The sequence below is a fragment of the Candidatus Competibacter phosphatis genome, from assembly GCF_012939995.1.
Classification (GTDB): domain Bacteria; phylum Pseudomonadota; class Gammaproteobacteria; order Competibacterales; family Competibacteraceae; genus Competibacter; species Competibacter phosphatis.
Window position 1 is genome coordinate 33,350 of the sequence record NZ_SPMZ01000027.1, and the last position, 26,396, is coordinate 59,745.

The following is a 26,396-nucleotide window of genomic DNA, read 5'->3' on the forward strand; positions in this document are numbered from 1 at the left end:
TTACCCCTCGCCATGCTGAACATCAAGAATCGAGAAACCGAAGCGGCGGTCCGCGAGCTCGCCGGCCAGTTGGGCGCCAGTCTAACCGAAGCGGTCGCGGTCGCGGTCCGGCACGAGCTGCGGCGGCTGGAGGACGACCGGGCCGCCTATCTGCGGCGGATCGAAGAGGCGGCGGCGCAGGTGCGGTCGGTCTCCGCGCCGCCGGCCTGGCCGACCGACGCCGACCTGTACGACGAGGCGGGCCTGCCCCGGTGACCGTCCTGGTGGTCGACACGTCAGCGGTGGTGGCCCTCCTCAAAAGCGAGCCGGGCTGGGAGACGCTGGCGTCGCGCCTGCATGCGGCGGCGTCCCGCCTGCTATCGGTGGCCGGCTGGGTGGAGTTGAGCCTAGTGGTGGCGGGACGCCACGGCGACGCGGCCACCCTAGCATTTCTGGATCGCTTTCTCCAAACCGCCGCCATCGAGCGGCGTCCGGTCGACGAGCCGCAGGCCCGGCTCGCCCGCGAGGCGTTTCTCCGCTTCGGCAAAGGCCGCCATCCGGCCGGCCTGAACTTCGGCGACTGCTTCGCCTACGCCCTGGCCCGGACCCTGGACGCGCCCCTACTGTTCGTGGGCGAGGATTTCGCCCGGACGGACGTGCGGCCGGCGCTGGCGATCCGAGAGTAGGGGGTCGCCGGCGCTAACGGTTTGGCGGCGTGTCGCGATCGCCATGCCATCGTCGGGAACGCGCCGGCTTTCGGCGCGGTATCGAGCCATGCGCCCGACCGATTGGCCCGTTTCAAAATGAGCGGACCGAACGAAAAACCGTTTCGAGAACGCTGCTCGGACCGCGACCGCGAGCCGCGCGATCCAAGACTGAGAGAAGGCCGACAGGACAAATCCGAGCGCGTGGCGACCGGATCGCTTTCGGCGTTCGTGCCGGGATTCGGGGCGATCCGCCCACAAAACTGTACTCTATTTATTATATAAATGAGTTGCTTGAGTTTTTATTGTTCTCGTCTCGCCCACTCCGTCTTCCATTGAAGGCTTTTCGGCCATGGCGAGGGTCGCCCGATTGCACCGCGCCCCAGGTCGTCATCCGCGAAATCTCGACAAGATGGGGTCATCGCCCGACCGGCCCTTGGCCCTAACGACGATGCCGCAGTGCCTCGATCACCACCGCCAGGGCACGTGACGACTGGTGGCGGCTGGCGTAGTAGAGATAGGAGAGCATGCAAACCCGGGGGGAGGCAGCCCGATTGATCGATTTCGCCGCCCTCTCTGTCTAAGTACTACAGTTGTAGATAATACAATATACTTCATCTGGATTGTTTGCCGAGAGCGCGGTTGGTGATGGGTGAAGCGTGGCAGGATGAATGGGAAGGAGACGCGAGGGATTGGGAAGCGGCCTGGGCCGAGTGGGTCGCGGAACTGGGTGGTTACGCGAAACGGTTCGAGACGCGCGAATGGCTGGCGGCGTATCTCCAGGGGTTGCTGGGTGGGGTGGAACGACGCAATTGTTGGCAGTTGGCGGAAGCACGGGGTGAGGCCCATCCCTATGGATTCCAGCACTTACTGGGCCGTGCTCAATGGGATGCGGACGGGGTGCGGGATGCGGCGCGGGCTCGGGTGATCCATGCGCTGGCGGATGCGGAAGGCGTCTTGATCGTCGATGAAACCGGCTTTTTGAAGAAAGGCCGTCATTCCGCCGGGGTGAAGCGCCAATACAGTGGGACGCCGGCCGGATCGAGAACAGTCAGATCGGAGTGTTTCTGGCCTATGCCAGCTGCTGGGGGCAAGGCTTGATCGATCGCGCCCTGTTTCTCCCGGAAGAGTGGTCGGCGGATCGCGTGCGCTGTCAGCGGGCGGGCATTGATGACGATGTGGTACACCAACCGAAAACCGAACTGGCGCGGGAAATGATTCTTCGCGCCTTGGATGCGGGCATCCCGGCCCGTTGGGTCACCGGCGATGTGGTGTATGGAGACAGCTATCGCCTGCGCGCCAGCCTGGAGGAGCGGAATCAACCCTATGTCCTGGCGGTCAGTGGTAAAACTTATTTCTGGCAGGGTGGGGTACAACGCGCGGTGCGGGACGTCTTGGCCGCCCTCGCCACCGACCCACAGACCGCGTGGGCGCGGCTCAGCGCGGGGGCGGGCAACCAAGGGCCTCGTGAGTACGAATGGACTTGCCAACCGATCAACACGCCGCCCGAGGCGATCGGCCAACGCTATCTTCTGGTCCGCCGCACCTTGGACGAAGGGCGTCTGACCGCCTATTTGGCCTTCGCGCCCGTGACCTGTTCCTTGGCCGAATTGGCCTTGGCCGCCGGTGCCCGTTGGGCCATCGAACGCTGCTTTCAAGAAACCAAGTCGCAACTGGGCTTGGATCAGTACGAAGTGCGGACCTGGCACGGCTGGTACCGGCATATCACGCTGGTCATGGCTGCCCATGCCTTCCTCGTCGGTTGTCGACAGCGGGTGTTGAAAAAAAACCTCTACCGCTTCCAGATAGACCCGTCACGGTCACGGTCTCCTTGGCCGACCTTCGCCGTTGGTTAGGGTTCATCACCCCCCTGACCGGACCGCTTTCTCACCGAAACTGTATGCTCCATGGGTTCCGTTGGCGACGCCGTCATCAGCGCATCGCCCAGTATTTTCATTGGCGGCGGCGACAACGTGCAAAGTCCTGTCCTTTCCCCATGACTTTATGTGAGTTTCTACAACTGTAGTATTAGGTTCTGTTGACATTTCATCGAGTCCAAATGAGGAAGGCAACCAAGTGCAGGAAGGCCATGAAGTGGTGAGCGGTTTTCTCGAAACGCGAAAAGATGCGGCGATAATGCTTGATCTTGTTGAAAAAGCATTCGACGAGGTGGCGTTCCTTGTAAAGATGCCGGTCGTAGACCCTCGGGTTGAGGCGATTGGAACGGGGCGGGATGATCGCTTGCATACCGCGTTCCTCCACGACCTTCACGAACGCGTCGGAATCGTAGCCCTTATCGCCGATCACGGCGTGGGCCGGGAATGCCCCGATCAACCGTTCGGCCTGCCCGATGTCGGACGCTGGTCCACCGGTGAGGACGAAGACCAAGGGGTTACCCAAGGCATCGGTGACGGCATGAATCTTGGTGCCAAAGCCGCCCCGCGAACGGCCCAAGGCTTCCGCCTCGGCGGAGCTTTGCTCCGCCCCCGCCGCGCAGGGGTGGGCACGAACCACCGTGCTATCGATCAGCATCTGTTGCAGGTCGGGGTCCCGCACGACGTGGGCCTGCAACTCGGCCCAGACACCGCGTCGTTGCCACCGGGCAAACCGCTTGAAGACATGATTCCAAGCCCCCCGTGCCGCCGGCAACAATCGCCACTGACCGCCACTGCGCAGCACCCATAACACCGCCTCCAAAAAAAGCTCGGCAAGTGAGGGGATTTCCCACATAAACATGGGGATGTCTCAAAAGAAACGCTAAAATCACCGCCCATTGTTCGTCGGTCAGGAGGCTTCGGTCCATAGCGTTCCGCAAAAGTTCGCGACTCTCCAACCCGTACTACAAAATGTCAACAGAACCTAACACCTTAGCACCAGTTTGTGAATACTCTCCTGACCGAACTGGTCGGCGATATCCCGAACCGTGTTGGCGACACAATGCGAGAGCGCTTGGCCGGACAAGGCCACCACATCGGCGTTTTCCAGGACCTGAATCAGTCGTCGGTTGATCTGGGTGCCCGGATCGGCCGGATCGGGCACGTCGGCCTGTACCGCCGAATAATGTTCGGTCCAGGGATTATGACCCTTGATCACGTAATCCACCCGCGCGAACTTGGCTTCCTCCCAAGCACGCAGCGCCTTGGCCACCACCGGCATCACGTTATGGCCCCAGGTGCCGATCAGGCAATGCGGCGGCCAAATGGTCAGTTGGTAGCGGCCGTTATCGCGCAGCGCTCGCACGTACGCCAGCGCCCGCTGTTGGGTATGCCCATCATAGGCGTGCCAGATCCCGTTCTCGACATCGGCCACGCTGATCTGGGTGAAAGGCGCCGGCCGCCGGCCAGCCTCATCGACCCAGAACACGGGATGGGCGATGTCCAGCAACTGGTGAGTATCGAGGGTGACGCGAATGCCGTCGATGCGGTCGCGCAACCGCTCCAGCAAGTGCGCCAGACGTTCGGCGTCCGCCCCAGCGCCCGTTACCGGTAACGCCGCGTCCGGTGCGTCGCTAAAGTCGTTTTGCGGATCGACGATCAGGAATTCGAGGCGCATGAGAGTTCTCCTCGGCATCATTCGACAATGGCGACCAGCCCGTGATTCGTACTTTCTTTTATCGTTCCGACCGCCGCGCTCACCACGGAGTTGCATTTATATAGGACTTACGCATTGACAGGAGGTTGGAAATGTGGGTTGAGGTGTCCCAAGTTGGGGGCGAAGGCTTTAATAAACGCGGCAATCACCTCATTAAACAACTCACGCTGCAAACGATAACAATTACGAATCACATCGGTAGCCTGTAGTCGTTGCAATTGGACATAGCCACAGATCGCCGCAAAGAGATGGTTGCGAATGGCGGTGGGTTGTCGGACCTGAAAATGCTCGATGTGGCACACTTGTTTGAGCGTCCGATGATACTGCTCGATTTGCCAGTGTTGGTCGTGGAGCTTGAGGAAAGCAGGACGATCAAAAGCGACCCAATCCTCGTCGTTCGGCTGATACAAGGCATAATGGCGTGGTTGGTTTTTCAACTGCGTCCGAAACACTTTGACCGTACCGAATCCCCGGAGGTACACGAGCGAGCCGTCTTCGGGAATCGCCAGTTGTTGTACCTGGAGCCATTGGCCTTTTTCCACGGAAACCCGACGGTTGCTTTCCAGTGCAAACAGAAATCCCCGATGATGGTTTTTAATCATCTTGAGATTCGCGGTGCTACTGTACCAGCTATCGCCGGTGACCCAGGCTGGCTGGAGTCCCCAAGCGAGCACTTCCACGAGCATTTCCTGAAAATAATCGTTTTTGGTCTTGTTCGCGGTTTTGTCGTAAATTCGGTAATTGATCGGTTGATGGCGACCGTGCGGATCGGTGTAATACAACGTCATCAGATTGATCCCCTTCACGACACCATGATGTTTTCCCGACCAGAAATAACCCACGAAGGCCATCAGTTGGCCGTACGGTTTATCTAACACACTGTCGTCGACACTGACCGTGCCGCCCTTCAACGTCAAGCCGGAGCGGACTTCCTCGAACAAATCGCGGGGCGTGTAGTCTTCGCGGAGCAAAAACCGATTGACGCTGTCATGGCTGATCTCCATGACCTCCGCCAAGCGATTCCCCGTTGGCGAATGCGGCTCACCTAACAAAAAAGAAACATACATCGCCAAAGTGCAACGCGCTGTCGATGGGCGACTGATAACTCTCATCAACCGAAAACCTTCGTGGACCGAGTTCGTCTTTACCGACCACACCATACGATACTTGTCAATGCGTAAGTTCTATCAACGCTTCTTCGTGAGTGCGGACCGACGCTTTCCACATGAGCAGGATATTGGGATTCTGGTAGGGCAGAATCGTGGTCGGAGCCTCCTCCCGGAAAATGGCGTACTGACTCTTGATCGCATTGACGGCGGTGATGAACGCGCACAAATCGATGTTGGGTTGTTCCCAATCACTGGAGCGGGTGTTGACCACATGCAACCGGCGACGGGAACCCGTACTCGAACCCGATCGGCATCATGACGCCGGACGCGGAAAACAGGGCGGAGAACAGATAGCGCTGCTTCATCGCCGCCACGTTGCCGTTGACCTCCTGGAACAGCCGATCGGTATCGTGACTCTCAGCGAAGCTGATGGACGGGGCGATATCGCGAACGAGTTGATACTGCTCCAGCAACCAAGCCCCGTGGAAATCCCACCACTTGGAGCTGTTGAATACATAGTCGAAACCAGCCTGGGCGGTCTGCTTGGTCTGGTCGGCGGTGCAACCCAGGGTCTCGGCGGTAAATACCGTATCCGGATATTTCTGCCGGATCTCGCGGATCAGCCGTCCCCAGATATGACCGGGAATCTGATAGGCCGCATCGCAGCGGAAGCCCTTGAACCCCAGCTCCAGCAAAAATTCGACAATCTGGTAAAAGTAGCGGTACAGCCCTTCCGGATCGGAAGTATGCTGGTGGTTGAAACGCGCCAGATCGCCCCACACCACCTTGCGGCCATCCTCCATGCAGGACGGGTGAGCAATATCGCCATTTTCCTGCATGAACCATTCGCGGTGCTGGCGCGTCAGTTCGGAGTCGAAGGCACAATGGTTGATCACCAGGTCCACCATCACCTTGAGACCCAGCCGGTCGGCGGCGGCCAGCGCTCCCTTGATCTGCTGCTCGGGGGAAAGCTTGGATGCCGGGTCCACCATCAGAGGATTGAGCTTGAAGTAGTCGGCGATGGAATAGAGGCTGCCCGAGGAACCGGGTTTCTGGACTGGATTGACGAAAATCCAGTCGAAACCCATGTCGGCGGCCCGTTTGAAGTGCGGTTCCCAGTCCCCAAACGGCCCAGCCAACAAGGGAAAAAGGTTATAGATCAGCATCGGCGACTCCCCAAAATTCTTCATTCTGATGGCCGGGACACGGCGGCGCGCTCCGGCGGATTACGGTGGTTTGGCACGACAGGCCATCCGGTGGAATCGTAGCACGAAACCACCGTCTACAGCAGTCCGACCGACCCATGGCCGATGAGCGCCGGGCGATGCCAAGGCAGGCTCACATCTGAGCTTGCAGGTAATTGGGTAATCCCAGACGTCCAATCAATGCCAACTGGGTTTCCAACCAAGCGATATGCTCTTCCTCGCTGGCGAGGATGGCGGTCAGCAGGTCGCGGGTCACGTAATCGGCGCAGCTCTCGCAATAACCGATGGCTTCCCGATACAGGGGGTGGGCGTCATGTTCGAGTTTCAGATCTCCCCGAAACACTTCCTCGACGTGTTCACCGATATAAAGCTTGCCGAGATCCTGCAAGTTGGGTAGCCCCTCCAAATCCAAAATTCGCCGCACCAGGCGATCGGCGTGCTTCATCTCGTCGATCGACTCGTCGTATTCGTGCTTGCCCAGTTTGCCGAATCCCCAGTTGTCGAACATGCGGGCGTGCAGAAAATACTGGTTGATGGCGGTCAACTCATTTCGAAGGGCTTTGTTCAGATATTCAATGACCTTGGCGTCGCCTTTCATCGGATTTTCTCCCAGGATTCACAAATCCACGGCAAACCAGGCCGCCCGCTGCGGAGCGGGCTCGGTGGCTCGCGGCGGCGTAACCTCGACCGGCGCCGTGGAACAATGGCTCGTGACCGGCGACGGTGGCGCCACTACACAAGCATCAAGAAGTTGTCGTATATCATCCAGACACTTGCCGCATTCGACGCCCACCCCAAAGCGAGCGCTAATATCGCCGATGGTGCGGGCACCCTGATCAACCGCCTCGCGGATTTGCGTGTCGGAAATCGACTTGCAGATGCACAAAAAACATGGAAATCATCCTCCTTGGTTGTGAGCTGACAGAACCTTGACCGATCATTCTAATGACTGCCTGCAATCGGTTTGGTTGCCGAAGCTTATCGACTCCCCGCCATGGCTCTACATGGCTTCTTACCCCAATACGAGAAGACGCCTTGGGAGTCCGGTGCAAGACCCGCCTCATGCCCGGCCAGCCGGTCGCCGTCCATAGGCCAGCGTCAGCAGCGCCACACCCACCATGATCAACGGCAGCGACAGTACCTGCCCCATGGTCACCCAGCCGAAAGCCAGATAGCCGAGCTGCGCATCCGGCTGGCGGACGAACTCCACCAGAAAGCGGAAAATACCATAGCTCAGCGCGAACACCCCCGACACCGCCATGGTCGGGCGCGGCTTGGCCGAAAACAGCCAGACGATGAGGAACAGCGCCAAGCCTTCCAGCGTCGCCTCGTACAACTGCGACGGATGGCGCGGCAGGTTGTCGCCGGTCTGGCGGAATATCATTCCCCACGGCAGATCGGTGACCCGACCCCACAATTCCCCGTTGATGAAATTGCCGAGTCGGCCGAACAGGATGCCCGGCGCGATCAGCGGCGCGACGAAGTCGATGGTCGGCCAGAATTCTTTTTGGTACTTGCGGGCGAACAACACCATGGCCAGCAGCACGCCGATAAACCCGCCGTGAAACGACATGCCACCCTCCCAGACCCGGAACAGCACCAGCGGATTGTCGAGGAAGGAACTGAAGCCATAGAACAGGATGTAGCCGATCCGGCCGCCGAGAATGACGCCCAAGGCGATGTAGAACACCAGATCGTCCACCTGTTCGGCGGTCCAGCCGGAGCCGGGTTGGCGGGCGCGGTAACGGCCCAGCGCCCAGCCGGCGAGGAAACCCAGCAGATACATGAGGCCATACCAGCGCACATGCAGCGGCCCCAGACTGAACGCCACCGGATCGAAATCGGGATGTACGAGCATGGAAAACTCCGTGGAGGATGTTCGAGTCGCTGGCGATCCGCCACCGACCATAACCGCGAACTTTTCAGAAATGCGAAGTCCGCAAAAGTATTGCAACGCTGTCGGGACGCTGCGTGCTCAACGAAAGATGAGCCAAGTCAGGTAAGCGATCAGCACGATGAGAACAGGCAGGACGACCACCATCGCCTTGCGGGCGCCAGCGACCAGTTGCGCGCTTTTGGCCTGGATTTGCTCGGCACGATCCTGCAGGCGCTCCGCGCGTTCGGTTTGCTTTTGAACCAGCGCGAATTGCTCGCGCTGCAATGCCAGCGCCTCGGCCTGGCGCTCCAGTTGCGTTCTCTGATTATCGCGTATTTCTTCCAGTACTCGAATCAGGTGGCGGGAATCCTGCTCGTTCATCGTTCGAGATCCTTGAGTGGTTGCAGGGGATCAATCGGGTCTTTTTCAGGCCGGCAGCACCCGCGCGAATATTGCCTTGAGGTAGTCGGTTTCGGGAATCGCCGGAAGAACCGGATGATCCGGTCCCTGCCGACCCTGCTCCAGCATCAGCAGATTGCGATCCAGATGCCGCGACCCTTGCAGCAGGGTGTGCACCAACACATCGCGGGAGAACAACTGCGAGCAGGAACAAGACACCAGCAGTCCGTCGCGTTCCAACACCTGCATCGCCATCTCGTTGAGCCGCCGGTAGGCCAGCGCGCCTTCCTTGAAATCCTTGCGACGCTTGATAAAAGCTGGTGGGTCCACGATCACCACATCGAAGCGCTCGCGGGCCTCGCGCAAGCTTTTGAGCACCTCGAAAGCATCGCCCTGTTCGGTTCTGACTCGATCGCCGATCCCATTCAACGTCGCATTGACCATTGCTTGCTCCAGCGCGGTCGTGGACGAATCCACGCACAGCACCTCCCTCGCGCCGCGCACCGCCGCCCGCACACCCCAGGCACCGACGTAACTGAACACGTCCAGCACTCGACGATCGGCCACGTAACGATCCAGCCGGGCGCGATTGTCGCGCTGGTCGTAAAACCAGCCGGTTTTCTGCCCGGTGCGCGGCGAGACTTGAAAGCGTAGCCCGTCTTCCTCGACCGTTACGGTGTCTGGAATCGTGTCGAAAGCGTCGGCGACGTAGCGTTCCAACCCTTCCAGCTCCCGTACTCGACTGTCGTTGCGCCATAGTATCGCCGTCGGATTTAACACTTTTTGCAGCGCGGCAAGAATGGCGTCCTTCAATTGTTCCATGCCGGCGGTGGTGAGTTGCGCCACGCAGAAGTCGCCGTAGCGATCCACGACCAGGCCCGGCAGCCCGTCACCCTCGCCGTAGATCAAGCGGTAGAACGGCCGGTCGTACAGTCGCTCGCGCAGGCTCAGCGCCACGTTGAAGCGGTGCACCAGCAACGAGGCGCTGAAGGGATGCTCCAAGTCACGGCTGATCAGCCGGGCACACAGCAACGCGTGCGGGTTGATGTAGCCGGTGCCAAGGGTTTTGCCGTTGCTGGCTTGAATCGCCACCGGCTGGCCGGGTTCGAAATTGCGCAGGGGGGTAACGCCGGTGTCGATTTCGTTGCTGTAGACCCAGAGATGGCCGGCGCGCAGGCGACGATCTTCGTCCTTGCGTAGACGTAGGGGGGCAAATTCGGCGGGGGGAAATGGGGGGATGTGGACATGAGCGGACAAGCATGCGATGGCTGAGTGGGCGAACAGTATATTCAAACCCACAGATCGGCGAGCGAGAAGGTGATGGCCGCGAAGGGCGGGAAACAAACCGGCGCGTCTTCTCCAATCGCGCCAAGCAACACCCATTGACCTTCGCGCAACTCGAAAGCTTCCAGCGTGCGTGCCAACGGATCGGCCAGCCAAGCGTGGGCGACGCCGTAACGGGCGTAAAGCGGGAGTTTTAGGGTTCGATCCTTTTGCGCGGTGGACGGCGAGAGGATTTCGCAAACCCAGTCGGGAACGACCTCGAAACGGTGGTCGCGGGGAATGGTGGGCATTCGTTCGCGCCGCCAACCGGCCAGATCGGGCACGGCGACTTCGGTGTCGCGGACGAAGTGAATTTCGGGTTCCACCAGAATCCACCAGCCTCCAGGCCCTCCGCCGCGCCCGAAGTGGAAAGGCGACCCCAGATTGACGTTGATCGCCGATTCCGCCGCTGCATGAGGTCCAGCGGGACGCGGCTGGGTGTAGAGTTGGCCACCGATGATCTCGCCTACCTGGTTTTCCGGTAGAGCAAGTAGTTGATCGTAGCGGGTCAATCGTGGAACGGCTTTGGCTTGATTCATCGGTTCGCTCCTGCGGATTATTCCCCGGACTCCATTTGCTGCGATAGCCGTTTCCAGTCTTCCAAACCGCTGCCACCCAGTTGTTTGGCCAGCTTTTCCAAATTTATCAGCGCTTCGGATAATCCGATTTCCTTGGCAATTCGATAGGTTCGCACCCAGCAGGCGAGCGCCTGTTGATGCTCGTCTTTCCGCCAATGGAGATGGCCGATGTTGAACAGCGTCGGGCATAAACCCGCCCGGTCGCCGATGGCCCGTTGGATGGCCAGCGATTCCTCCAGATAGCGCAGCGCCGTGTCGTAATCCCCGCGCGCATCGTAAATCCGCGAGAGGTTGTTGAGGGTCGCGCCTTCCCCGGCCCGGTCGCCGATCGCCCGGCGGATAGCCAGCGATTCCTCCAAAAACGGTTTGGCTTCGGCGTACTGGCCGACATGAAGGCAAGTCTTGCCGGATTGGTTCAGCGCATCCGCCCGCAATTCCTGATTCCGGCTTTCCCGCAACGCCGGCAGCCACTCCTTGAGCAGCGTGTGATATAGCCCGATGTGGTTGAAATAAGGAACGATAGTGTCCAGCGCGAACCGGGCTGCGTCTTCGTCCAAGCCGCTCTGCCGCAAGGCTTCATGGGCGTTAAGCGCCTGTTCCAAGGTGTGCAGCAGGTAGTCATGCACCCAACGCTGATACCGCGCCGCGCGTTGCCGGATATCGCTGATCGGTTCCGGATCATGCGCTTGCAGCCAGTCCGCCACCACCGCCGACAGCCGATAACGCGGCAAGTGCAACGTTACCTCCATCTCCATGTCCACCAGCGACAGCCCAACCAGCCGCCGCAACAACCGCTTCGGCTCGGGCAAACCCTGGGCGACGACGCGCACCCCATTGGCGAAGGTCAGGGCCAGATAGGCACGCAACCGGTTGAGCAATTCCCGCTCGTCCGGTTGCAGATAGCCGACCAGTTTTTCCACCATCATGTGGAGTTGCAGTTCCTTCCTGGAGTCCTCCAGTTGTTGAAGGAACGCCTCGTCATCCCCGGCCACTTGGCTCGATTCGTGGAAAAACTCCAAGCCCTTGAAATTGCTGTCCAACGCCTCGTACAACCGGCGCAGCCGCTCCGTGCCCCACGGCGCTCCGCCCAACTGCTGGTGATAGCGCAGAAAATCGCCATACAACGGCGCTCCAAGCGACCGCTGCCCACGCCGGTCTCCCTCCCAACCGGGAATCACCCAGCGCGATGTGACCAGCACCACGGGCGCAGGGTCAGAACCTACCGGCTTGCAGGCGTCCAACCACGCGGCTACCGCCTCGTCGGTGATTTGCCCCGTGGTTGGGTCTTGCAGGGTTTCCAAGTTATCGAACACCAACGCCAGCTTGTTGCCGGTCTGCTGCATCAATGCCCGCACTATCAACCGCGCCTTGTCAGTCTCCGTCTGGCAACGCAACAGCGCGCGATCCACCTGTTCCGCCAGCGGTTTCTCCAGGCAGAACAGCAACTCGTTGACGAAATCTTTCCAGTTGTCCCCCTGCCGCGCCGTGTAGGCCCGTACCAACCAATCCCGGTTTTCCAACCGTTGCGCCAAACGTCCCGCCAGACTGGTCTTGCCCTGACCGCCCGCGCCGGTGAGCAGACATTGTCCAGGCCGGTCGCCGTACACGAGTTGCCCCAGTTCTCGCAGTTCCCGCCGCCGTCCGATGAACGCGGCGGGCAACGGCATCCCGGCGATTTCGTGATACCGCTCCAACGGCGGTTGCGGCGGGACCGGCTGAAATTGCCAGTCGATCAAAGGTTGCGCCGGGTCGCGGCTGTACAGCAGCGGCAAGCACCACTGGCCCCAACTCCGCTCCGTCGCGCCGGACAAGTCCTTGCGCAATCCGGCCAGCGCCGGCGACTCGGCGATAAATCCCCGTGCGGCTTGCAGGGCGACATCCAGCCGTTCTTTTAGACCCAGCGCCTTGCACAAGGCATGGGCAAAGTGGATGCCCGCCACGTCCAGAATGGATTCCCGCATCCCCACCACATGCGGCAAACCCGCTCGCAACAAGCGCGTCGCCAAGCTGGAACCGAGATCGGCGGACGCCGACTTGCCCGACTGACAGGCCGACAACACCACTGCTTGCACGGCCGTTCCCGAAAACGCTTTTGCCAGTTCCTCGCCTTCCACCCGCTCACCCCGGCCATCCGCGCCCTCGAACAGAAACCAGGCCCCGACTGGACCCAGCAGCGGGTCAGCGTTGAACTGGCCATGACCGCTCAGGAACACCAGATGAAATTCCTGCTCTCGAAGCAGTTGCCGAAAATGATCGAAGCGCCCGTCGTCGGGCGTCGTCAATTGCACCAAACCCTGATGAATCAGCGGGTCCAGCGCCTCCAACACGTTCGCCTGCTCGCTTTCCATATCCAGGCGTTCCTTCTCCTGATCCAAATCGTCGGGCAAGGCGGTGAACAGCAAGACTTTCAGTGGACCTTTGGGCGGCTCGACGGAAGCGGATGGCGCGGCGGACAAGCGGCGCGTCAGACTGAAACCGGGATGTTTGCCAAGAAAACCGTGTTCGGGATGATGCAGACATTCCCACGGCAAGGACTGCACCAGCGGGTCGGCGCTTTCGACAATCAATGGCAGTATCCGCGTGCCGGCGGCTTGGCGCGCGGCGGCGAGCACTTCGTCCACGCCCAGCGTTTGCCACAGCGCATCGCCCACGGTTTGTAAATCATGTTCCGTCACCACGTACCGATGCACGTACTTGAGCGATAGTTGTTGAGCCAGGCTGAGCACATGAGGAAAGCGGCTGGCCAAATCAGCGGGCGGCTGCAAAATCAGTGGCGTATGAAGATGAACCGGCATGGTGGAATCCCTTAAGTCACGTCGGGTGGAGTGCCTTCAAACACTTGGCCCAGCAAAGCGCCGGGCTTGTCCAGATCGACCGCCTCGACGGATTCGCCATCTCGATACAAGATGACGGATTTCAATTGACCGGCGCGAACCGTGACCTGATTGATCGCTTCACAAAAAGGGCAAGAGATTTTCGCTTCTACCAATGGGCCGAGTTTTCGGGAAGGCTCGGCGCTCATCGTAAAGGCATCTTTGCACTTCCAGCACTTAACCTGTAGAGCCTGTCGCATCTCTATTTCTCCTCACTTCATCCAAACACCGCCAAGACGGCGGCGGCAATCCCCGCGCAAAACAGCAGGATCGACCATAACGATTGTCGCCGCTTATCCTGCATACTCTTCTGAAAATACTCCTCGATGCTGAATGGTCCTTGGCGGGGTATTGGTCGGCTCAAACACACAACATTCTCCAGCACCTCGTACTTGCGCGGAAAAAATTGTCCGTAGCGTCAAGATCAACGCTGCTGTCCAGAATACAAACGCAGCCCATACGGCGCTGTGATTGGTAGACTGCTCCATGCCAGACAAGCGCAGCACGGCAGCGTAAATTCCAGGAATCGCCAGTTCCACCTTGAACAATTCCTTGGCCAAGTCGGCAAAGCGTTCCGCCTGCTTGATCGGTTCCTGATAATAGGCATTCAGCAACGCCTGATCGCTTGGCTTAGTGGTGGCTGGTTTACCGTCGAGAGGTTCTTGTTGCATCAGACTGTCCTCCGGTATTTCACTCATCCTACCGCACTACCACGCAATCCAGGAGATGGCCGCCTCATGCCCAAGATGCGTACCAGCTTTCAAGGTCTGGTTCGACTGCTGGCTAAGAGTCTGTACCCGGAACCGGACGTGTTCATCCGCGAACTGCTGCAAAACGCCCACGACAGCATCCAGTTGCGCCGCATCCACGACCCGGAACCACCCGGCGAGATTCGCATCGAGGTGGACGAATCCAATCGCACCCTGAGTTTCAGCGATAACGGCACCGGCATGGATCGGCGGGACATCGAGGAATTTCTGAGCGTCATCGGCAGCACCGGCACCGGCAGCCACACCCGCGAACTGGCCGCTCGCGATGTGGCGGTCGCCACCATCGGCCAGTTTGGCATCGGCCTGCTGTCGGCGTTCGTGGTCGCGGAACGGATCGAAGTCCAAACCCGCAAACCGATGGCGACGCAAGCCTGGCGTTGGGTCAACCACGGCGGCGAGGATTACGAACTGGACGCCCTGCCGGCGAACTCGCAACCGCCCGGTACACGAGTGACGGTCACGCTGGCAGCGAATCAAACCGCCTTTCTCGATGGTCGCCTGATCCATCGGATCGTGCGTCGCTACGCCGATTTCCTGCCGTTTCCGATCCTGTTGAACGGCTTCGGTCCGATTAACGCGGTCAACGCCCCCTGGCACGAACCGGACTGGCGCGATCCCGGTGAGCGAGAACGGTCGTTGAGCGCCTTCTTGAGCCAACGCTACGCCGACCCGCCACTGTTGACGATTCCCATCGATCTGGCGCAACCGCGCACGCTCGGCGGCTTATTCATCCCCGCCCGCTACACGCCGGGTGGACCAGCCGGCGGCGCGGTGGATTTGTTCCAGGCTCGGATGTGCATCCGCGCCAACGATACCGAACTGCTACCGGAGTGGGCGCGATTCGTGCGCGGGGTACTGGATTGTCCCGACCTGCAACCGACCGCCGCCCGCGACAACGTCATGCGCGACGCCGCTTATCATGCCCTGCGCGAAGCGTTGGGCGCATCGATCGTCGCCGCCCTGCTTGATCTGGCTACCCGCGACCGGCCGCGCTTCCTGCAACTGTGCGACTGGCATCACGACGCCATCAAAGGCATGGCGGCGCGGCATGCGGAATTTGGCGCGGCGGTGCTCGATCACTTGCCGTTCGAAACCAACCAGGGGCTGTTGACCCTGCCCGACTATCTCTCGCGCCAGCCAGCGACCACTGAGGGCAAACGATCGCTGTACTTCTTCACTCATGAAGCCGACGCCAATCAGTTCTATGCCCTGTGCCAAGCGCGCCAGTTGCTGGCCATCAACGCCGGCCGCCCCTTCGACGAAACCCTATTGCGCCGTTACGCCAGCCAATCCTCGGACACCGTCACGCTCAAGCCGCTGGATCGCCTGGACGACCCGACCTTATACCAAGGACTGGACACGGCGGAACAGATCGCTTACGTCCGATTGGAACGGGCGCTCGAACGGGCGCTGTCGGAGCGGGAAATACCAGTGCGGGCACGGGCCAGTCGCTTCCAGCCCACCAGCTTGAGCGTGGCGCTACTCGCCGGGCAGCGCGTCGCTGCTTTCGATGAGATGGAGCGGGCACTGGAAAAATCGTTTCTACTGGAGGGACTGGCCGAATTGGCCGGGGAGGTGCGCGAGCGCCTGCGGAGCCAACCGTTGACGCTGTTGCTGAATGTGGATCATCCATTGGTGCAACGCCTGGGCGAACTGCCCGACCCCGACAATCCGCGCTACCGACCGCTGCTCGTCGGCTTGTATCACGGGGCGCTGCTCAATGCTCAGCACCGGCTGACGCCCGCCGCCGCTCGTCGCTTCCATGCCGATCTACAGGCGCTGCTGCTCGACCATCTGGATTTGTGGCTCGGACAGGAACCGCCCAGTCCAGCAACCGGGCGGCGTTGATCAAGTCATTGGGCGGGCGGCTGGTAGTCGGGTACTCGGTTGTGAACCGGCGGTACGGTTTGCAAATATCGAAACATCGCCCGCAAATCGTCCTCGGTCAAATGAGACAACGCTTGCCAGGGCATCGGCGGCATGATCGGCCGACCAACCCCCGCGTGCTTGCCGGTTTTGAGCGCCTGGACAAACTCGCTTTCCTTCCAGGAACCCAGTCCGGTTTCCTTATCCGAGGTCAGATTGGCGGCGTAACTGATACCCCAGGGACCAGCGTAGGCAGTATTGGTGGCGGAACCAAACCAGACCCAGGACGCATCGGCCTTGGGTGGCGGCGAGAGTTTGAGTTGCTCTGGATGGCCGGAAAAATGGCGCGACAGGTCGGGCTCGGGACCCTTGGGACCCATTTTCATCGGCGTATGGCAATCGGCGCAGCCGCTCGCCGCCATCAGATAAGCGCCACGCGCAACCAGGTCGCCACCCTCGGACGCCGCCCAGAGCGGCGGTCCACCCACGACCAACGCCACCAAGCCGACCACCGCCAGCTTTTTGCAAAAAAAAGCGAAAAACAGCATTCCGATAAGGATACGCAACACAATTTTTCATTATTGGCCTCACGTTCACACGACCGGCAAGTTCCGGCGAAAATCAGTATAGATCGTGGATTGAGAGGCGCTGGCAACTGCTGATGAAAACGATTTGCATTGCGAATCCGCTTGTGCCGACAGGGTTCAACCCGGCGGCCAACCCAACTCCCGGCCCGCCAACAAATGCATGTGGATATGGAAGACGAGTTGGCCGGCATCGCGATTGCAATTGATCACGGTACGGTAGCCGCTTTCGGCCACACCCAATTCCATCGCTATCTGCTGGCCCGCCAAATACAACCGACCAACCAGCGCGGCGTCCGCTTCGCTCAGATCGTTCAGGGTGGCAATATGCCGGCGGGGAATGAGCAGAAGATGCACGGGCGCTTCGGGGTTGATATCCCGAAAGGCCAACACCTCGCCATCGTCGTAGACGATATCGGCGGGGATCTCACCGGCGGCGATCTTGCAAAAAATACAGTCGTTCATGATGGGTGCTCCGTTCGACTCACAAATCCCGACGACCGACAAAGGCGTGCGCCAGCGTGCCGCCGTCCACGGACTCCAATTCTCCTCCCAACGGCACGCCGTGGGCGATGCGAGTGGCGCGGATACCGCGCTCGCGGGCCAGCTCGGCGATGTAGTAGGCGGTCGCCTCACCTTCCACGGTCGGATTGGTGGCGAGAATCATCTCACGCACCTCGCCCTCATCTAGGCGCGCTTCCAGAATCTCCAGCCCCAACTCCGCCGGCCCGATCCCGTCCAAGGGCGACAAATGGCCCATCAGCACGAAATACAAGCCCTGAAAGCCGGTGGATTGCTCCACGGCCAACACATCGGCCGGTGTTTCGATCACACACAGCAGCGAACGGTCACGGCGCGGGTGGGCACACAAAGCGCAAATCTCGGTTTCGCTCAGATCGCGGCACAGCCGACAACGACCGATTCGATCCAACGCCACTCGCAGCGCCTCGACCAAGCGCGCGGCCCCATCGCGATCCCGTTCCAACAGATGCAGCGCCATCCGTTGCGCCGACTTCGGCCCCACTCCCGGCAGGCAACGGAGCGCCGCCATCAACTGAACCAGCAGCGGCGAAGCGGCCACGCCAGTGTCAGAACGGCAGTTTCAAGTCGCCCATCATGCCCGGCGGCAAACCCATGCCAGCGGTCAGGCCACCCATCTTTTCCTGCATGGTGCGCTCGACCTTATGGACGGCGTCGTTGAACGCGGCGGCGACCAAATCTTCCAACATATCCTTGTCATCGCCCACTAAGCTGTCGTCGATCCGAATCCGTCGGACCTCGTGGCGACCGGTGATGACCACACTGACCAGCCCACCACCGGATTCTCCGACAACCTCCATCGCCGCGATTTCCGCTTGCGCCTTTTGCAGATTTTCCTGCATCTTTTGCGCCTGTTTCATCAAATTACCCAAACCACCTTTCATCGTTGCGCTCCTTAATCAGTCGCAATGGGATCATGGCCGCCGATAAGGAATCGTCAGCCCTCGGACTCATCCAGCGGATGGACCGTCACGATTTGCGCGCCGAACGTTTTCTGCATGTCTCGCACATGCGGGTCCTGAGCGATCCGCTCGGCGGCAACCTGCTGTCGTTCCGCCTGTTGCTGGAACCGCTGGCGGGCGGGGGTGTCCTCCACCGTGCCGCCCACTTGAAATCGCAGACCGACCGGTGCGCCCAGTTGTTGCTCCAGCGCTGCTTTCAGCCGATCCTCGATCGACTTGTTGAACAACTGGGCATGGCCGGGTTCCAGGGCCAATCGAAAATCATTACCTTGCCGCTCGATCAAGGCGCAATTCATCGCCACCTGCTTGGCGATGCCGGTCAGTTTAAGCTGCCCGACCAGAGTACCCCATTCCGAGGCGGTTGCTTGGCTTGGAACCTCACTCGCCGGCGGCGCGGGTCGCGAGGCGGGCGCGATGGTCGGAACCGGGACGGGCCTTGTCTCGGCTGGAACCGGCGTCGCGACTTCCCAAGCCACCGGTCGGAAGCACAGCATCCGCAGCAAGATCATTTCAAAGCCGCCGCGCGGCTCGGGCATCAACGGCAGATCGCGCCGACCCAACAAGGCAATTTGATGGAATAACTGGACATCCTCCGGCGGCAAGGCTTGCGCCAATTGCCGCAGCTCCTCTGGATCGGCCACGCCATCCTCCGGCACGGCATCGGGCAGCACCTGCGCCAATGCCACCCGCTGCAACAACGACAGCAGTTCGGCCAGCACCATCGCATAGTCCGGGGCCAGTTCGTCCAGTTCGGCAACCTGCCGCATCACTGCGGGCGCCTCGCCGGCCGCCAACGCCCGCAGCAGGTTCACCACCCGCCGCCGATCGATACTGCCGAGCATGGCCTCAACCGCGGCCGCTTCCACTCGGCCGCCGCCGAAAGCAATCGCCTGATCCAGCAGGCTCAAGGCATCGCGCATGCTGCCGTCGCCGGCACGGGCGATAAGCCGCACCGCCGCTGGCTCGCGGGAGATTTCCTCACGCTCCAAAACCTGATCCAGATATCCGGCAATCTGGCTTGCTGGCAAGCGCTTGAGGTTGAACTGGAGGCAGCGCGACAGGACCGTGACCGGCAACTTCTGCGGATCGGTGGTCGCCAGCAGGAACTTCACGGGCGGCGGCGGCTCCTCCAAGGTCTTCAACAATGCGTTGAAGCTGTGCGCGGACAGCATGTGGACCTCATCGATCAGGTACACCTTGAAGCGACCCCGGCCAGGCGCGTACTGCACGTTCTCCAGCAGTTCGCGGGTATCCTCAACCTTGGTGCGGGAGGCGGCATCGACCTCAATCAGGTCCACGAAGCGGCCGGCGTCGATTTCCCGACAAGCGGCGCATTGCCCGCAAGGCGTGGAGGACACACCGATCTCGCAGTTCAGCGACTTGGCGAAAATCCGAGCAATGGTGGTTTTTCCCACCCCGCGAGTACCGGTGAACAGAAAAGCGTGATGCAGCCGCTGCCGGTCGAGCGCGTTAGTCAACGCACGGACCACATGCTCCTGGCCGATCAATTCGTGAAAGGTGCGGGGGCGCCATTTGCGGGCCAGAACCTGATAGCTCATGAGGCTCCTCCAATGGCAACAAAAGCGGTGAGCCTACCGTCATCCTTGACCCACGCATCTTGAGAGTGGGTGGCGGCCCCTATCAGCCACACCCCGGCGCCCGAGGCCACTGCTGCCGCTGCTCCCTTCCGGGCCTGACGGGGTTCACAGTTTGTCGTCGCGGAGGGACCGATACGGGCCACCATTGCAACCAGAGTGGGAACGGGTCGATCTGGCGGAGAGAGAGGGATTCGAACCCTCGTTAGAGTTACCCCTAAACAGCATTTCCAGTGCTGCGCCTTCGACCGCTCGGCCATCTCTCCAAAACCTTGCCGCGTTTTCTGTTACGGCAAGACATGGAAATATACTCGAAGCAACCGTGCCAAGGCAAGAAACCATGCCTCTGGCGGCTACCGATCTCAGTCCAGCCCTTTCATGCTCAGACGCACGCGGCCCTGCTTGTCAATTTCCAGCACCCGGACCTTGACCACATCGCCAACCGCCAGTTTGTCGCTCACGCTCTGCACGCGCTCCTCGCAGATCTGGGAAATATGCACCATCCCATCGCGGCCGGGCAGAATGGCCACGAACGCGCCGAAGTCCATGATCCGAACCACCTTGCCCTCGTAGATCTGCCCGACTTCCACATCGGCGGTGATCTGTTCGATGCGGCGGCGGGCTTCGTCGCCGGCCGCCTTGTCCACGGCGGCGATTTTCACCACGCCGTCGTCGGTGATGTCGATGGTGGCACCGGTTTCCTCGGTGATGGAACGAATGGTGACGCCACCCTTGCCGATCACGTCGCGGATCTTTTCCGGATTGATACGCAATGTGGTATAGCGCGGCGCGTACTCGGACAGTTCCAGCTTCGGCGCTTCGATGACCGCGCCCATCTTGTCGAGAATATGCAAACGCCCTTCGCGGGCCTGGGCCAGCGCCTGCTCCATGATCTCGCGGGTGATGCCGTCGATCTTGATATCCATCTGCAGGGCGGTCACCCCGGTGGTGGTGCCGGCCACCTTGAAGTCCATATCGCCCAGATGATCCTCATCGCCGATGATGTCGGTCAGCACCGCGAAACGGTCCTGCTCCTTGATCAGGCCCATGGCGATGCCCGCCACCGGCGCCTTGATCGACACGCCGGCGTCCATCAACGATAAACTGGCGCCGCAGACCGAGGCCATCGAACTGGAACCGTTGGATTCGGTGATTTCCGACACGACTCGCACGGTGTAAGGAAAATTCTCCGGCTTGGGCATCACCGCCTGCACGCCGCGCTTGGCCAAGCGGCCGTGCCCAATCTCCCGACGCTTGGGACTACCGATCTGGCCGATCTCGCCCACCGAATACGGCGGGAAGTTGTAGTGCAACAGGAACGGCTGGCGGTACTCGCCCTCGATGGCATCGATGATCTGGGCATCGCGGTCGGTGCCGAGCGTGGTCACCACCAATGCCTGGGTTTCGCCGCGAGTGAACAGCGCCGAACCGTGAGCGCGCGGCAGTACCCCCACCCGAATGGAAATCGGCCGCACCGTGCGAGTATCTCGACCGTCGATACGCGGCTGGCCGGACAGGATGCGCCCGCGCACGATCGCGCTTTCCAGCGTCGAGTAGGCGCCGTCGATCGCCTGCGTGGCCCAGCGTCCCGGTTCCTGAGCCGTCAGTTGCGCGCTCAGTTGCTCGTGGATTTCATGCACTCGCTGCTGGCGGGTCAGCTTCTCGGGAATTTGATAGGCTTCGGCCAGCGCGGTTTCGGCGATGGCACGCACCGCGTCCGCCAGCGCCGCGTCATCGGCCGGCGGCTGCCAGTTCCACGATTGCGCGCCGGCTTCCGCCGTCAGTTCGTTGATGGCGCGAATGGCGGCCTGCATCTGCTCGTGACCGAACATGACCGCGCCGAGCATGACCGCCTCGGATAATTCATCGGCCTCGGACTCCACCATCAGCACCGCCCGCTCGGTCCCGGCCACCACCAAGTCCAACTGCGAATCCTTCAACTCGCGGCGGGTTGGATTGAGCAGGTATTGACCGTCGCGGTACCCGACCCGGGCCGCGCCGAGTGGCCCCTGGAACGGCACGCCAGACAGCGCCACCGCCGCCGACGCGCCAAGCAACGCCGGGATTTCCGGATCCACCTGATTGTTCAACGACATCACGGTGGCGACGATTTGCACTTCGTTAGTGAATCCATCCGGAAATAGCGGGCGCAACGGCCGATCGATCAGTCGGGCAGTCAGGATTTCGCTTTCGGAAGGACGACCCTCGCGGCGGAAAAAACCGCCGGGAATACGACCCGCCGCGTAGCTACGCTCCTGGTAGTCCACCCGCAGCGGCAGAAAATCCCGGTCTTCCTTGGTCTTCCGGTCGGCGACCATGGTGACCAGCACCACGGTATCGGCCATGTTGACCACCACCGCGCCGCTGGCCTGCCGGGCGATCTCGCCGGTCTCCAGCGTCACCGCGTGCTGGCCGTACTGAAAAGTTTTTTTGATGGGCGTCACGAAAGCGTCCTATGCAACAAAAGATCGATGGAAAACCTCAGCGGCGCAGGCCAAGGCGGCTGATCAGATCCTGATAGCATTGCAGATCTTTCCTTTTCAGGTAATCCAGCAGCTTGCGGCGCTGGTTGACCATTTTCAGCAATCCACGGCGGGAATGATGATCCTTCTTATGATCGCTGAAATGCGATTGCAGGCCGTTGATACGGGCGGTCAGCAGCGCAACCTGCACCTCCGGAGAGCCCGTATCGACAGGGCCGCGCTGAAAATCCCGCACGACCTGAGTCTTTTGTTCGATGTTGAGCGGCATAAGGTCAAACTCCAATTCGGATTCGATCCGTCAATTCAATAAAGTAAAGAATGTTAGCCTTATTCAAGGTCGGGCAACAAGTAAACCTTGTCACGGAACCTCGCAGGCCAATAACCGGCGCGGCGCGACCCGGCCATCGTCGAGGATTTCGCCGATGCCGAAAAAGCGCTGTTCATCCTGGTACAAACGTACCCAGCCTTGGGAAGGCGCGCGCGGCGCCAGCACCGGCTGGCCCTGCCGTAAGTAAAAGGCGGCATCCCCCCCCACTCCGCACCGCTGGCCACTGCGTCACCGCGCTGTCCGAAGGCAACAGCTTCGTATCCAGCACCGCCAACCCCTGCTCGGCCCACTCGCGCAAGGACTCCAATGTCACCATCCTCGCGGCATCGTAGGGCTCCACCACAGTGCGGCGCAGCGCCGTAACGTGCGCGCCACAACCCAGTATCTCGCCCAGGTCGGTGGCCAGCGTCCGCACATAAGTGCCCTTGGAACAACGCAATTCGCACTCGAACTCCTCGTCATCCAGACGCAGCAGATGCAGCTCGCGGACGGTCACCTCGCGCGGCGCCCGTTCGACCTCCATGCCTTTGCGCGCCAGTTTGTACAGCGGCTGGCCATTATGCTTCAGCGCAGAGTACATCGGCGGGATCTGCCGGATCGCGCCCACGAATCGCCGCAGCGCCGCTTCCATCGATTCCCGGCTTAGTGGTCCCACTGGACGAACGGCCACCACTTCACCTTCGGCATCGCCGGTCGTGGTGGTCACTCCCAGCCGGCAGGTAAATCGATAACCCTTGTCGGCGTTCAACAAGAAACCGGATAGCTTGGTGGCCTCGCCCAGACAAATCGGCAACAGGCCGCTGGCCAGCGGATCGAGGCTGCCGGTGTGCCCGGCCTTGGCGGCCTGATACAAGTGCTTGACCGCCTGCAGTGCCGCATTCGAAGTCCAACCGACCGGCTTGTCCAGCAGCAGCACGCCGCTCACCGGACGGCGCGGGCGACGCCCGGTCACACCGATTCCTCGGCGTCGTCCGCCGCCGGCTCGTCGCGGTGGTGGACGGCGTCGGCGGCCACTGCGGCATCGATCAGCGCCGACAGCCGGGCGGCGCGCTCCACCACCTCGTCGTAGCGAAACTCCAGCTTTGGCACGATACGGATGTGCATGCGCCGACCCAGTTCGCGACGCAGAAGCGGCGCGGCGCGGTTGAGTTCGGCGACCTGCTCGGCCCGCTCGGCCGGCTCGCCCATCGAAGTGACGTAAATCCGGGCGTACGCCAAGTCACGGCTGACCTCGACACTGGTCATCGACACCAGGGTCAGTCGTGGATCGCGCAGTTCAGCGCGAATCAGATCCGCCAGCTCCCGACGGATCTGCTCACCCACCCGACGGGTGCGGGAGGAGGGTTTCATCATCGCTCGATCGCTCCACCGCGTCCCGCTACAAGGTGCGCTCCACCTGCACCCGCTCAAAGACTTCGATATGGTCACCTTGGTGGATGTCGTTATAGTTGCGCACCCCCACGCCACACTCGGTCCCGGCACGCACTTCGCTGACATCGTCCTTGAAGCGCCGCAACGAATCCAGCGCGCCTTCGAAAATCACCACGTTGTTGCGCAGCACTCGAATCGGATTGTTGCGACGCACCACCCCATCCACCACCATGCAGCCGGCCACCACGCCGAACTTGGGCGAACGGAACACATCGCGCACCTCGGCAAGACCGACGATCTCCTCCTTGAAGGTGGGCTTGAGCATGCCGACCATCGCGCGTTTTACGTCGTCGATCAGTTCGTAGATGATGCTGTAATAGTGCAGCTTCAGCCCTTCCTCTTCGGCCAGCCGCTTGGCGACGCTGTCGGCGCGGACGTTGAAACCGATGATGATGGCCTTGGAGGTCTTGGCCAGGTTGATATCGGACTCGTTGATGCCGCCGACGCCGCTGGCAATGATCTTGACCTGCACTTCGGTGGTGGACAAGCGGGTCAGCGCATCCACGATGGCCTCGGCGGAACCCTGGACATCGGCCTTCAGCACCACGTTGAGCATATTGATTTCCCCGGCCTCGAACTGCCGGGAGATACCGTCGATATCCATCACCGGCTTGCGAGTCTGCTCCTCGCGAGCCTTGCCTTGGCGGAACAGGGCGATTTCGCGGGCCTTGCGCTCGTCGGCGACCGCAATGACGTCATCACCCGCCTTGGGAGTGCCAGACAGACCGAGCACTTCCACCGGAATCGAAGGACCCGCTTCGCTCACGCTTTGCCCGGCCTCGTTGAGCATGGCCCGCACCCGGCCGTATTCGAGACCGCTCAGAATCACATCGCCCTTGTGCAGCGTGCCGCTTTGCACCAGCACGGTCGCCACCGGGCCGCGGCCCTTGTCCAGCCGCGATTCGATCACCACGCCCTTGGCCAAGCCATCCACCGGCGCGTGTAGCTCCAGCACCTCGGCCTGTACCAGGATCTGGTCGAGCAACTCGTCCACACCCATGCCGCTCTTGGCGGACACATAGGTAAACAGAGTATCACCACCCCACTCTTCGGAGATGACGCCCTGCGCCGACAATTCGCTCTTGACCCGTTCCGGATCGGCGCCGGACTTGTCCATCTTGTTGACCGCCACCACGATCGGCACCCCAGCGGCGCGGGCATGCTGAACGGCTTCGATCGTTTGCGGCATCACGCCGTCGTCGGCCGCCACCACCAACACCACGACATCGGTGGCTTTGGCGCCGCGCGCGCGCATGGCGGTGAACGCGGCGTGACCGGGGGTATCGAGGAAGGTGACCACGCCTTTCTGAGTACGTACGTGATACGCGCCAATGTGCTGGGTGATACCGCCCGCTTCGCCGGCCGCGACTCGGGTTCGGCGAATATAATCGAGCAGCGAGGTCTTGCCGTGGTCCACATGCCCCATGATGGTGACCACTGGCGGGCGCGGCACCGCCGTACCGCCAGTCTCGGCGATCAGCTCTTCTTCCAGCGCGTTTTCGTTGAGCAGCTTGTAGGTATGCCCCATCTCCTCGACAGCCAGCGCGGCGGTTTCCTGGTCGATCATCTGGTTGATGGTGACCATCATCCCCATCTTCAGCAGCGTCTTGATGACTTCGGTGGCCTTGACCGACATCTTCTGGGCCAGATCGACGACGCTGATGGTTTCGGGCAGCGCCACCTCGCGCACCACTGGCGCGGTGGGTTTGGCAAAACCATGCCGCTGCGGCGGCGCGGACGCGGAAGACTTCGCTCCCTTGCCCTTCCTGGGTTTGCGCCGGTCGGCCTTGTTAGATAGCGCTTCCTTCGATTCACCGCGCCCAGGCGAGAACCGCTCCCCGCCACTACCCGCTTCTCGGCGCTGACCCGGCGCGCTGGCTCCGCTCTCGCCGCGTGGCTTGGGCGCGCTCCGAGCCGGTACCTCGGGACGCCTTCTGGCCGCTTTTGGCTCCGACGCCGACTCTGGCGGTTTCCCGGCTTTAAAGCCTCTTTCCGACATGCTTGGTTCGGTGCGCCGCTCGACCTGGACCAATACCGGCGCGGTATCGGTGACTCGGCGAGCCGTCGTTTCGGCGGATTGGGGAATGGCGGCTTGTTTCGCCCGGCGGCGAGCTTCCTCCTCGGCTTCGGCCCGGCGACGGGCTTCTTCCTCGNCTTCNGCCCGGCGACGGGCTTCTTCCTCGACTTCGGCTCGGCGACG

At 61.2% G+C, this 26,396-nt stretch carries 26 protein-coding genes, 1 tRNA gene, 1 other RNA gene and 2 pseudogenes; 4 read left to right on the top strand and 26 right to left on the bottom strand.

Going from position 1 to position 26,396, the window contains the following annotated elements:
• Positions 1-12: 12 nt before the first annotated feature.
• The 3 genes and pseudogenes from E4P82_RS10075 to E4P82_RS10085 all read left to right on the top strand — a co-directional run bounded on the left by E4P82_RS10075 (position 13) and on the right by E4P82_RS10085 (position 2,539).
• Positions 13-255 (top strand): type II toxin-antitoxin system VapB family antitoxin, encoded by a 243-nt coding sequence (locus tag E4P82_RS10075; RefSeq protein ID WP_169248759.1) that lies wholly within the window; start codon positions 13-15, stop codon positions 253-255.
• An 8-nt stretch (positions 256-263) separates the two neighbouring features.
• Positions 264-665, top strand: a complete 402-nt coding sequence (locus tag E4P82_RS10080) for a type II toxin-antitoxin system VapC family toxin (RefSeq protein ID WP_312914662.1) — start codon at positions 264-266, stop codon at positions 663-665.
• A 666-nt stretch (positions 666-1,331) separates the two neighbouring features.
• Positions 1,332-2,539 (top strand): annotated as a pseudogene (locus E4P82_RS10085) (IS701 family transposase).
• A 190-nt stretch (positions 2,540-2,729) separates the two neighbouring features.
• Here the strand turns inward: E4P82_RS10085 and E4P82_RS10090 are convergent.
• The 14 genes from E4P82_RS10090 to E4P82_RS10150 all read right to left on the bottom strand — a co-directional run bounded on the left by E4P82_RS10090 (position 2,730) and on the right by E4P82_RS10150 (position 14,308).
• Positions 2,730-3,486, bottom strand: a protein-coding gene (locus E4P82_RS10090; RefSeq protein ID WP_420887093.1) for an IS5 family transposase whose coding sequence is annotated in 2 segments (ribosomal slippage) — positions 2,730-3,383 and positions 3,385-3,486 — 756 coding nt in all. Because the reading frame shifts where the segments join, the coding sequence is not laid out codon by codon here.
• 56 nt (positions 3,487-3,542) lie between these two features.
• The gene (locus E4P82_RS10095; protein WP_169248760.1) at positions 3,543-4,235 is read right to left on the bottom strand and encodes a cysteine hydrolase family protein; all 693 of its coding nucleotides are present in this window, start codon (positions 4,233-4,235) and stop codon (positions 3,543-3,545) included.
• 107 nt (positions 4,236-4,342) lie between these two features.
• Positions 4,343-5,386, bottom strand: a complete 1,044-nt coding sequence (locus tag E4P82_RS10100) for an IS701 family transposase (RefSeq protein WP_169248783.1) — start codon at positions 5,384-5,386, stop codon at positions 4,343-4,345.
• Between the two features lie 58 nt (positions 5,387-5,444).
• Positions 5,445-5,660, bottom strand: coding sequence for a hypothetical protein (locus E4P82_RS22080; RefSeq protein ID WP_246327500.1), 216 nt, complete (start codon positions 5,658-5,660; stop codon positions 5,445-5,447).
• Complete coding sequence (locus E4P82_RS10105) at positions 5,632-6,549, bottom strand: alpha-amylase family glycosyl hydrolase (protein WP_246327501.1); 918 nt, start codon at positions 6,547-6,549, stop codon at positions 5,632-5,634. The genes E4P82_RS22080 and E4P82_RS10105 overlap by 29 nt, the downstream gene beginning before the upstream one ends.
• Positions 6,550-6,721: 172 nt before the next feature.
• Positions 6,722-7,186 (bottom strand): bacterioferritin, encoded by a 465-nt coding sequence (gene bfr, locus E4P82_RS10110; protein ID WP_169248761.1) that lies wholly within the window; start codon positions 7,184-7,186, stop codon positions 6,722-6,724.
• Positions 7,187-7,204: 18 nt separating this feature from the next.
• The gene (locus E4P82_RS10115; RefSeq protein ID WP_169248762.1) at positions 7,205-7,474 is read right to left on the bottom strand and encodes a (2Fe-2S)-binding protein; all 270 of its coding nucleotides are present in this window, start codon (positions 7,472-7,474) and stop codon (positions 7,205-7,207) included.
• 174 nt (positions 7,475-7,648) lie between these two features.
• Positions 7,649-8,446, bottom strand: coding sequence for a prolipoprotein diacylglyceryl transferase (lgt, locus tag E4P82_RS10120; protein WP_169248763.1), 798 nt, complete (start codon positions 8,444-8,446; stop codon positions 7,649-7,651).
• A 117-nt stretch (positions 8,447-8,563) separates the two neighbouring features.
• Positions 8,564-8,845, bottom strand: coding sequence for a hypothetical protein (locus tag E4P82_RS10125; protein ID WP_169248764.1), 282 nt, complete (start codon positions 8,843-8,845; stop codon positions 8,564-8,566).
• Between the two features lie 45 nt (positions 8,846-8,890).
• Positions 8,891-10,102: a class I SAM-dependent rRNA methyltransferase gene (locus E4P82_RS10130; RefSeq protein ID WP_312914686.1), complete on the bottom strand. Its 1,212-nt coding sequence runs from the start codon at positions 10,100-10,102 to the stop codon at positions 8,891-8,893.
• A 50-nt stretch (positions 10,103-10,152) separates the two neighbouring features.
• On the bottom strand, positions 10,153-10,725 hold the full coding sequence (locus tag E4P82_RS10135; protein WP_169248766.1) for a Uma2 family endonuclease: 573 nt from the start codon (positions 10,723-10,725) through the stop codon (positions 10,153-10,155).
• A gap of 17 nt (positions 10,726-10,742) precedes the next feature.
• Complete coding sequence (locus tag E4P82_RS10140) at positions 10,743-13,559, bottom strand: CHAT domain-containing protein (protein WP_169248767.1); 2,817 nt, start codon at positions 13,557-13,559, stop codon at positions 10,743-10,745.
• A gap of 11 nt (positions 13,560-13,570) precedes the next feature.
• Entirely contained in the window at positions 13,571-13,837 is a 267-nt protein-coding gene (locus E4P82_RS10145; protein WP_169248768.1) for a hypothetical protein, read from the bottom strand.
• A 93-nt stretch (positions 13,838-13,930) separates the two neighbouring features.
• Positions 13,931-14,308 carry a hypothetical protein gene (locus E4P82_RS10150; protein ID WP_169248769.1) on the bottom strand — a complete coding sequence of 126 codons (378 nt, stop codon included), beginning with the start codon at positions 14,306-14,308 and terminating at the stop codon, positions 13,931-13,933.
• Between the two features lie 66 nt (positions 14,309-14,374).
• Between E4P82_RS10150 and E4P82_RS10155 the strand changes: the two genes are divergently transcribed.
• Complete coding sequence (locus E4P82_RS10155; RefSeq protein ID WP_169248770.1) at positions 14,375-16,255, top strand: ATP-binding protein; 1,881 nt, start codon at positions 14,375-14,377, stop codon at positions 16,253-16,255.
• Positions 16,256-16,260: 5 nt separating this feature from the next.
• On the opposite strand, the gene E4P82_RS10160 is transcribed toward E4P82_RS10155, so the two are convergent.
• From E4P82_RS10160 to infB, 12 genes and pseudogenes are all read right to left on the bottom strand, one after another.
• Positions 16,261-16,839, bottom strand: coding sequence for a c-type cytochrome (locus tag E4P82_RS10160; RefSeq protein WP_246327502.1), 579 nt, complete (start codon positions 16,837-16,839; stop codon positions 16,261-16,263).
• A 138-nt stretch (positions 16,840-16,977) separates the two neighbouring features.
• On the bottom strand, positions 16,978-17,322 hold the full coding sequence (locus E4P82_RS10165; RefSeq protein ID WP_169248771.1) for a histidine triad nucleotide-binding protein: 345 nt from the start codon (positions 17,320-17,322) through the stop codon (positions 16,978-16,980).
• A gap of 19 nt (positions 17,323-17,341) precedes the next feature.
• On the bottom strand, positions 17,342-17,938 hold the full coding sequence (gene recR / locus E4P82_RS10170) for a recombination mediator RecR (RefSeq protein ID WP_169248772.1): 597 nt from the start codon (positions 17,936-17,938) through the stop codon (positions 17,342-17,344).
• Between the two features lie 7 nt (positions 17,939-17,945).
• Positions 17,946-18,281, bottom strand: coding sequence for a YbaB/EbfC family nucleoid-associated protein (locus tag E4P82_RS10175; protein ID WP_169248773.1), 336 nt, complete (start codon positions 18,279-18,281; stop codon positions 17,946-17,948).
• Positions 18,282-18,334: 53 nt separating this feature from the next.
• A complete protein-coding gene (dnaX, locus tag E4P82_RS10180) occupies positions 18,335-19,918 on the bottom strand; it encodes a DNA polymerase III subunit gamma/tau (RefSeq protein ID WP_169248774.1) in 1,584 nt (527 codons plus the stop codon).
• Positions 19,919-19,995: 77 nt separating this feature from the next.
• Positions 19,996-20,092, bottom strand: an RNA gene (gene ffs / locus E4P82_RS10185) — signal recognition particle sRNA small type.
• Positions 20,093-20,130: 38 nt separating this feature from the next.
• Positions 20,131-20,220 (bottom strand) — tRNA-Ser (locus tag E4P82_RS10190).
• 96 nt (positions 20,221-20,316) lie between these two features.
• Positions 20,317-22,398: a polyribonucleotide nucleotidyltransferase gene (pnp, locus tag E4P82_RS10195; protein WP_169248775.1), complete on the bottom strand. Its 2,082-nt coding sequence runs from the start codon at positions 22,396-22,398 to the stop codon at positions 20,317-20,319.
• Positions 22,399-22,435: 37 nt separating this feature from the next.
• Positions 22,436-22,705 (bottom strand): 30S ribosomal protein S15, encoded by a 270-nt coding sequence (gene rpsO / locus E4P82_RS10200; protein WP_169248776.1) that lies wholly within the window; start codon positions 22,703-22,705, stop codon positions 22,436-22,438.
• Positions 22,706-22,795: 90 nt separating this feature from the next.
• Positions 22,796-23,717, bottom strand: a pseudogene (gene truB / locus E4P82_RS10205) (tRNA pseudouridine(55) synthase TruB).
• On the bottom strand, positions 23,714-24,118 hold the full coding sequence (gene rbfA / locus E4P82_RS10210) for a 30S ribosome-binding factor RbfA (RefSeq protein ID WP_169248777.1): 405 nt from the start codon (positions 24,116-24,118) through the stop codon (positions 23,714-23,716). Before rbfA ends, truB begins: the two are co-directional and overlap by 4 nt.
• Before the next feature lie 25 nt (positions 24,119-24,143).
• Positions 24,144-26,396: translation initiation factor IF-2 (gene infB / locus E4P82_RS10215; protein WP_169248778.1), on the bottom strand; the 2,253-nt coding region annotated here is incomplete at its 5' end.

Coding starts and splice junctions, on each gene's coding strand:
- rpsO (WP_169248776.1), bottom strand. CDS start 22,705: ATGCCGCTCAACATCGAACAAAAGACTCAGGTCGTGCGGGATTTTCAG.
- E4P82_RS10135 (WP_169248766.1), bottom strand. CDS start 10,725: ATGAATCAAGCCAAAGCCGTTCCACGATTGACCCGCTACGATCAACTA.
- E4P82_RS10105 (WP_246327501.1), bottom strand. CDS start 6,549: ATGCTGATCTATAACCTTTTTCCCTTGTTGGCTGGGCCGTTTGGGGAC.
- E4P82_RS10165 (WP_169248771.1), bottom strand. CDS start 17,322: ATGAACGACTGTATTTTTTGCAAGATCGCCGCCGGTGAGATCCCCGCC.
- E4P82_RS10125 (WP_169248764.1), bottom strand. CDS start 8,845: ATGAACGAGCAGGATTCCCGCCACCTGATTCGAGTACTGGAAGAAATA.
- E4P82_RS10175 (WP_169248773.1), bottom strand. CDS start 18,281: ATGAAAGGTGGTTTGGGTAATTTGATGAAACAGGCGCAAAAGATGCAG.
- E4P82_RS10075 (WP_169248759.1), top strand. CDS start 13: ATGCTGAACATCAAGAATCGAGAAACCGAAGCGGCGGTCCGCGAGCTC.
- E4P82_RS10095 (WP_169248760.1), bottom strand. CDS start 4,235: ATGCGCCTCGAATTCCTGATCGTCGATCCGCAAAACGACTTTAGCGAC.
- dnaX (WP_169248774.1), bottom strand. CDS start 19,918: ATGAGCTATCAGGTTCTGGCCCGCAAATGGCGCCCCCGCACCTTTCAC.
- E4P82_RS10145 (WP_169248768.1), bottom strand. CDS start 13,837: ATGCGACAGGCTCTACAGGTTAAGTGCTGGAAGTGCAAAGATGCCTTT.
- E4P82_RS10140 (WP_169248767.1), bottom strand. CDS start 13,559: ATGCCGGTTCATCTTCATACGCCACTGATTTTGCAGCCGCCCGCTGAT.
- E4P82_RS10100 (WP_169248783.1), bottom strand. CDS start 5,386: ATGAGAGTTATCAGTCGCCCATCGACAGCGCGTTGCACTTTGGCGATG.
- rbfA (WP_169248777.1), bottom strand. CDS start 24,118: ATGATGAAACCCTCCTCCCGCACCCGTCGGGTGGGTGAGCAGATCCGT.
- bfr (WP_169248761.1), bottom strand. CDS start 7,186: ATGAAAGGCGACGCCAAGGTCATTGAATATCTGAACAAAGCCCTTCGA.
- E4P82_RS10155 (WP_169248770.1), top strand. CDS start 14,375: ATGCCCAAGATGCGTACCAGCTTTCAAGGTCTGGTTCGACTGCTGGCT.
- E4P82_RS10150 (WP_169248769.1), bottom strand. CDS start 14,308: ATGCAACAAGAACCTCTCGACGGTAAACCAGCCACCACTAAGCCAAGC.
- lgt (WP_169248763.1), bottom strand. CDS start 8,446: ATGCTCGTACATCCCGATTTCGATCCGGTGGCGTTCAGTCTGGGGCCG.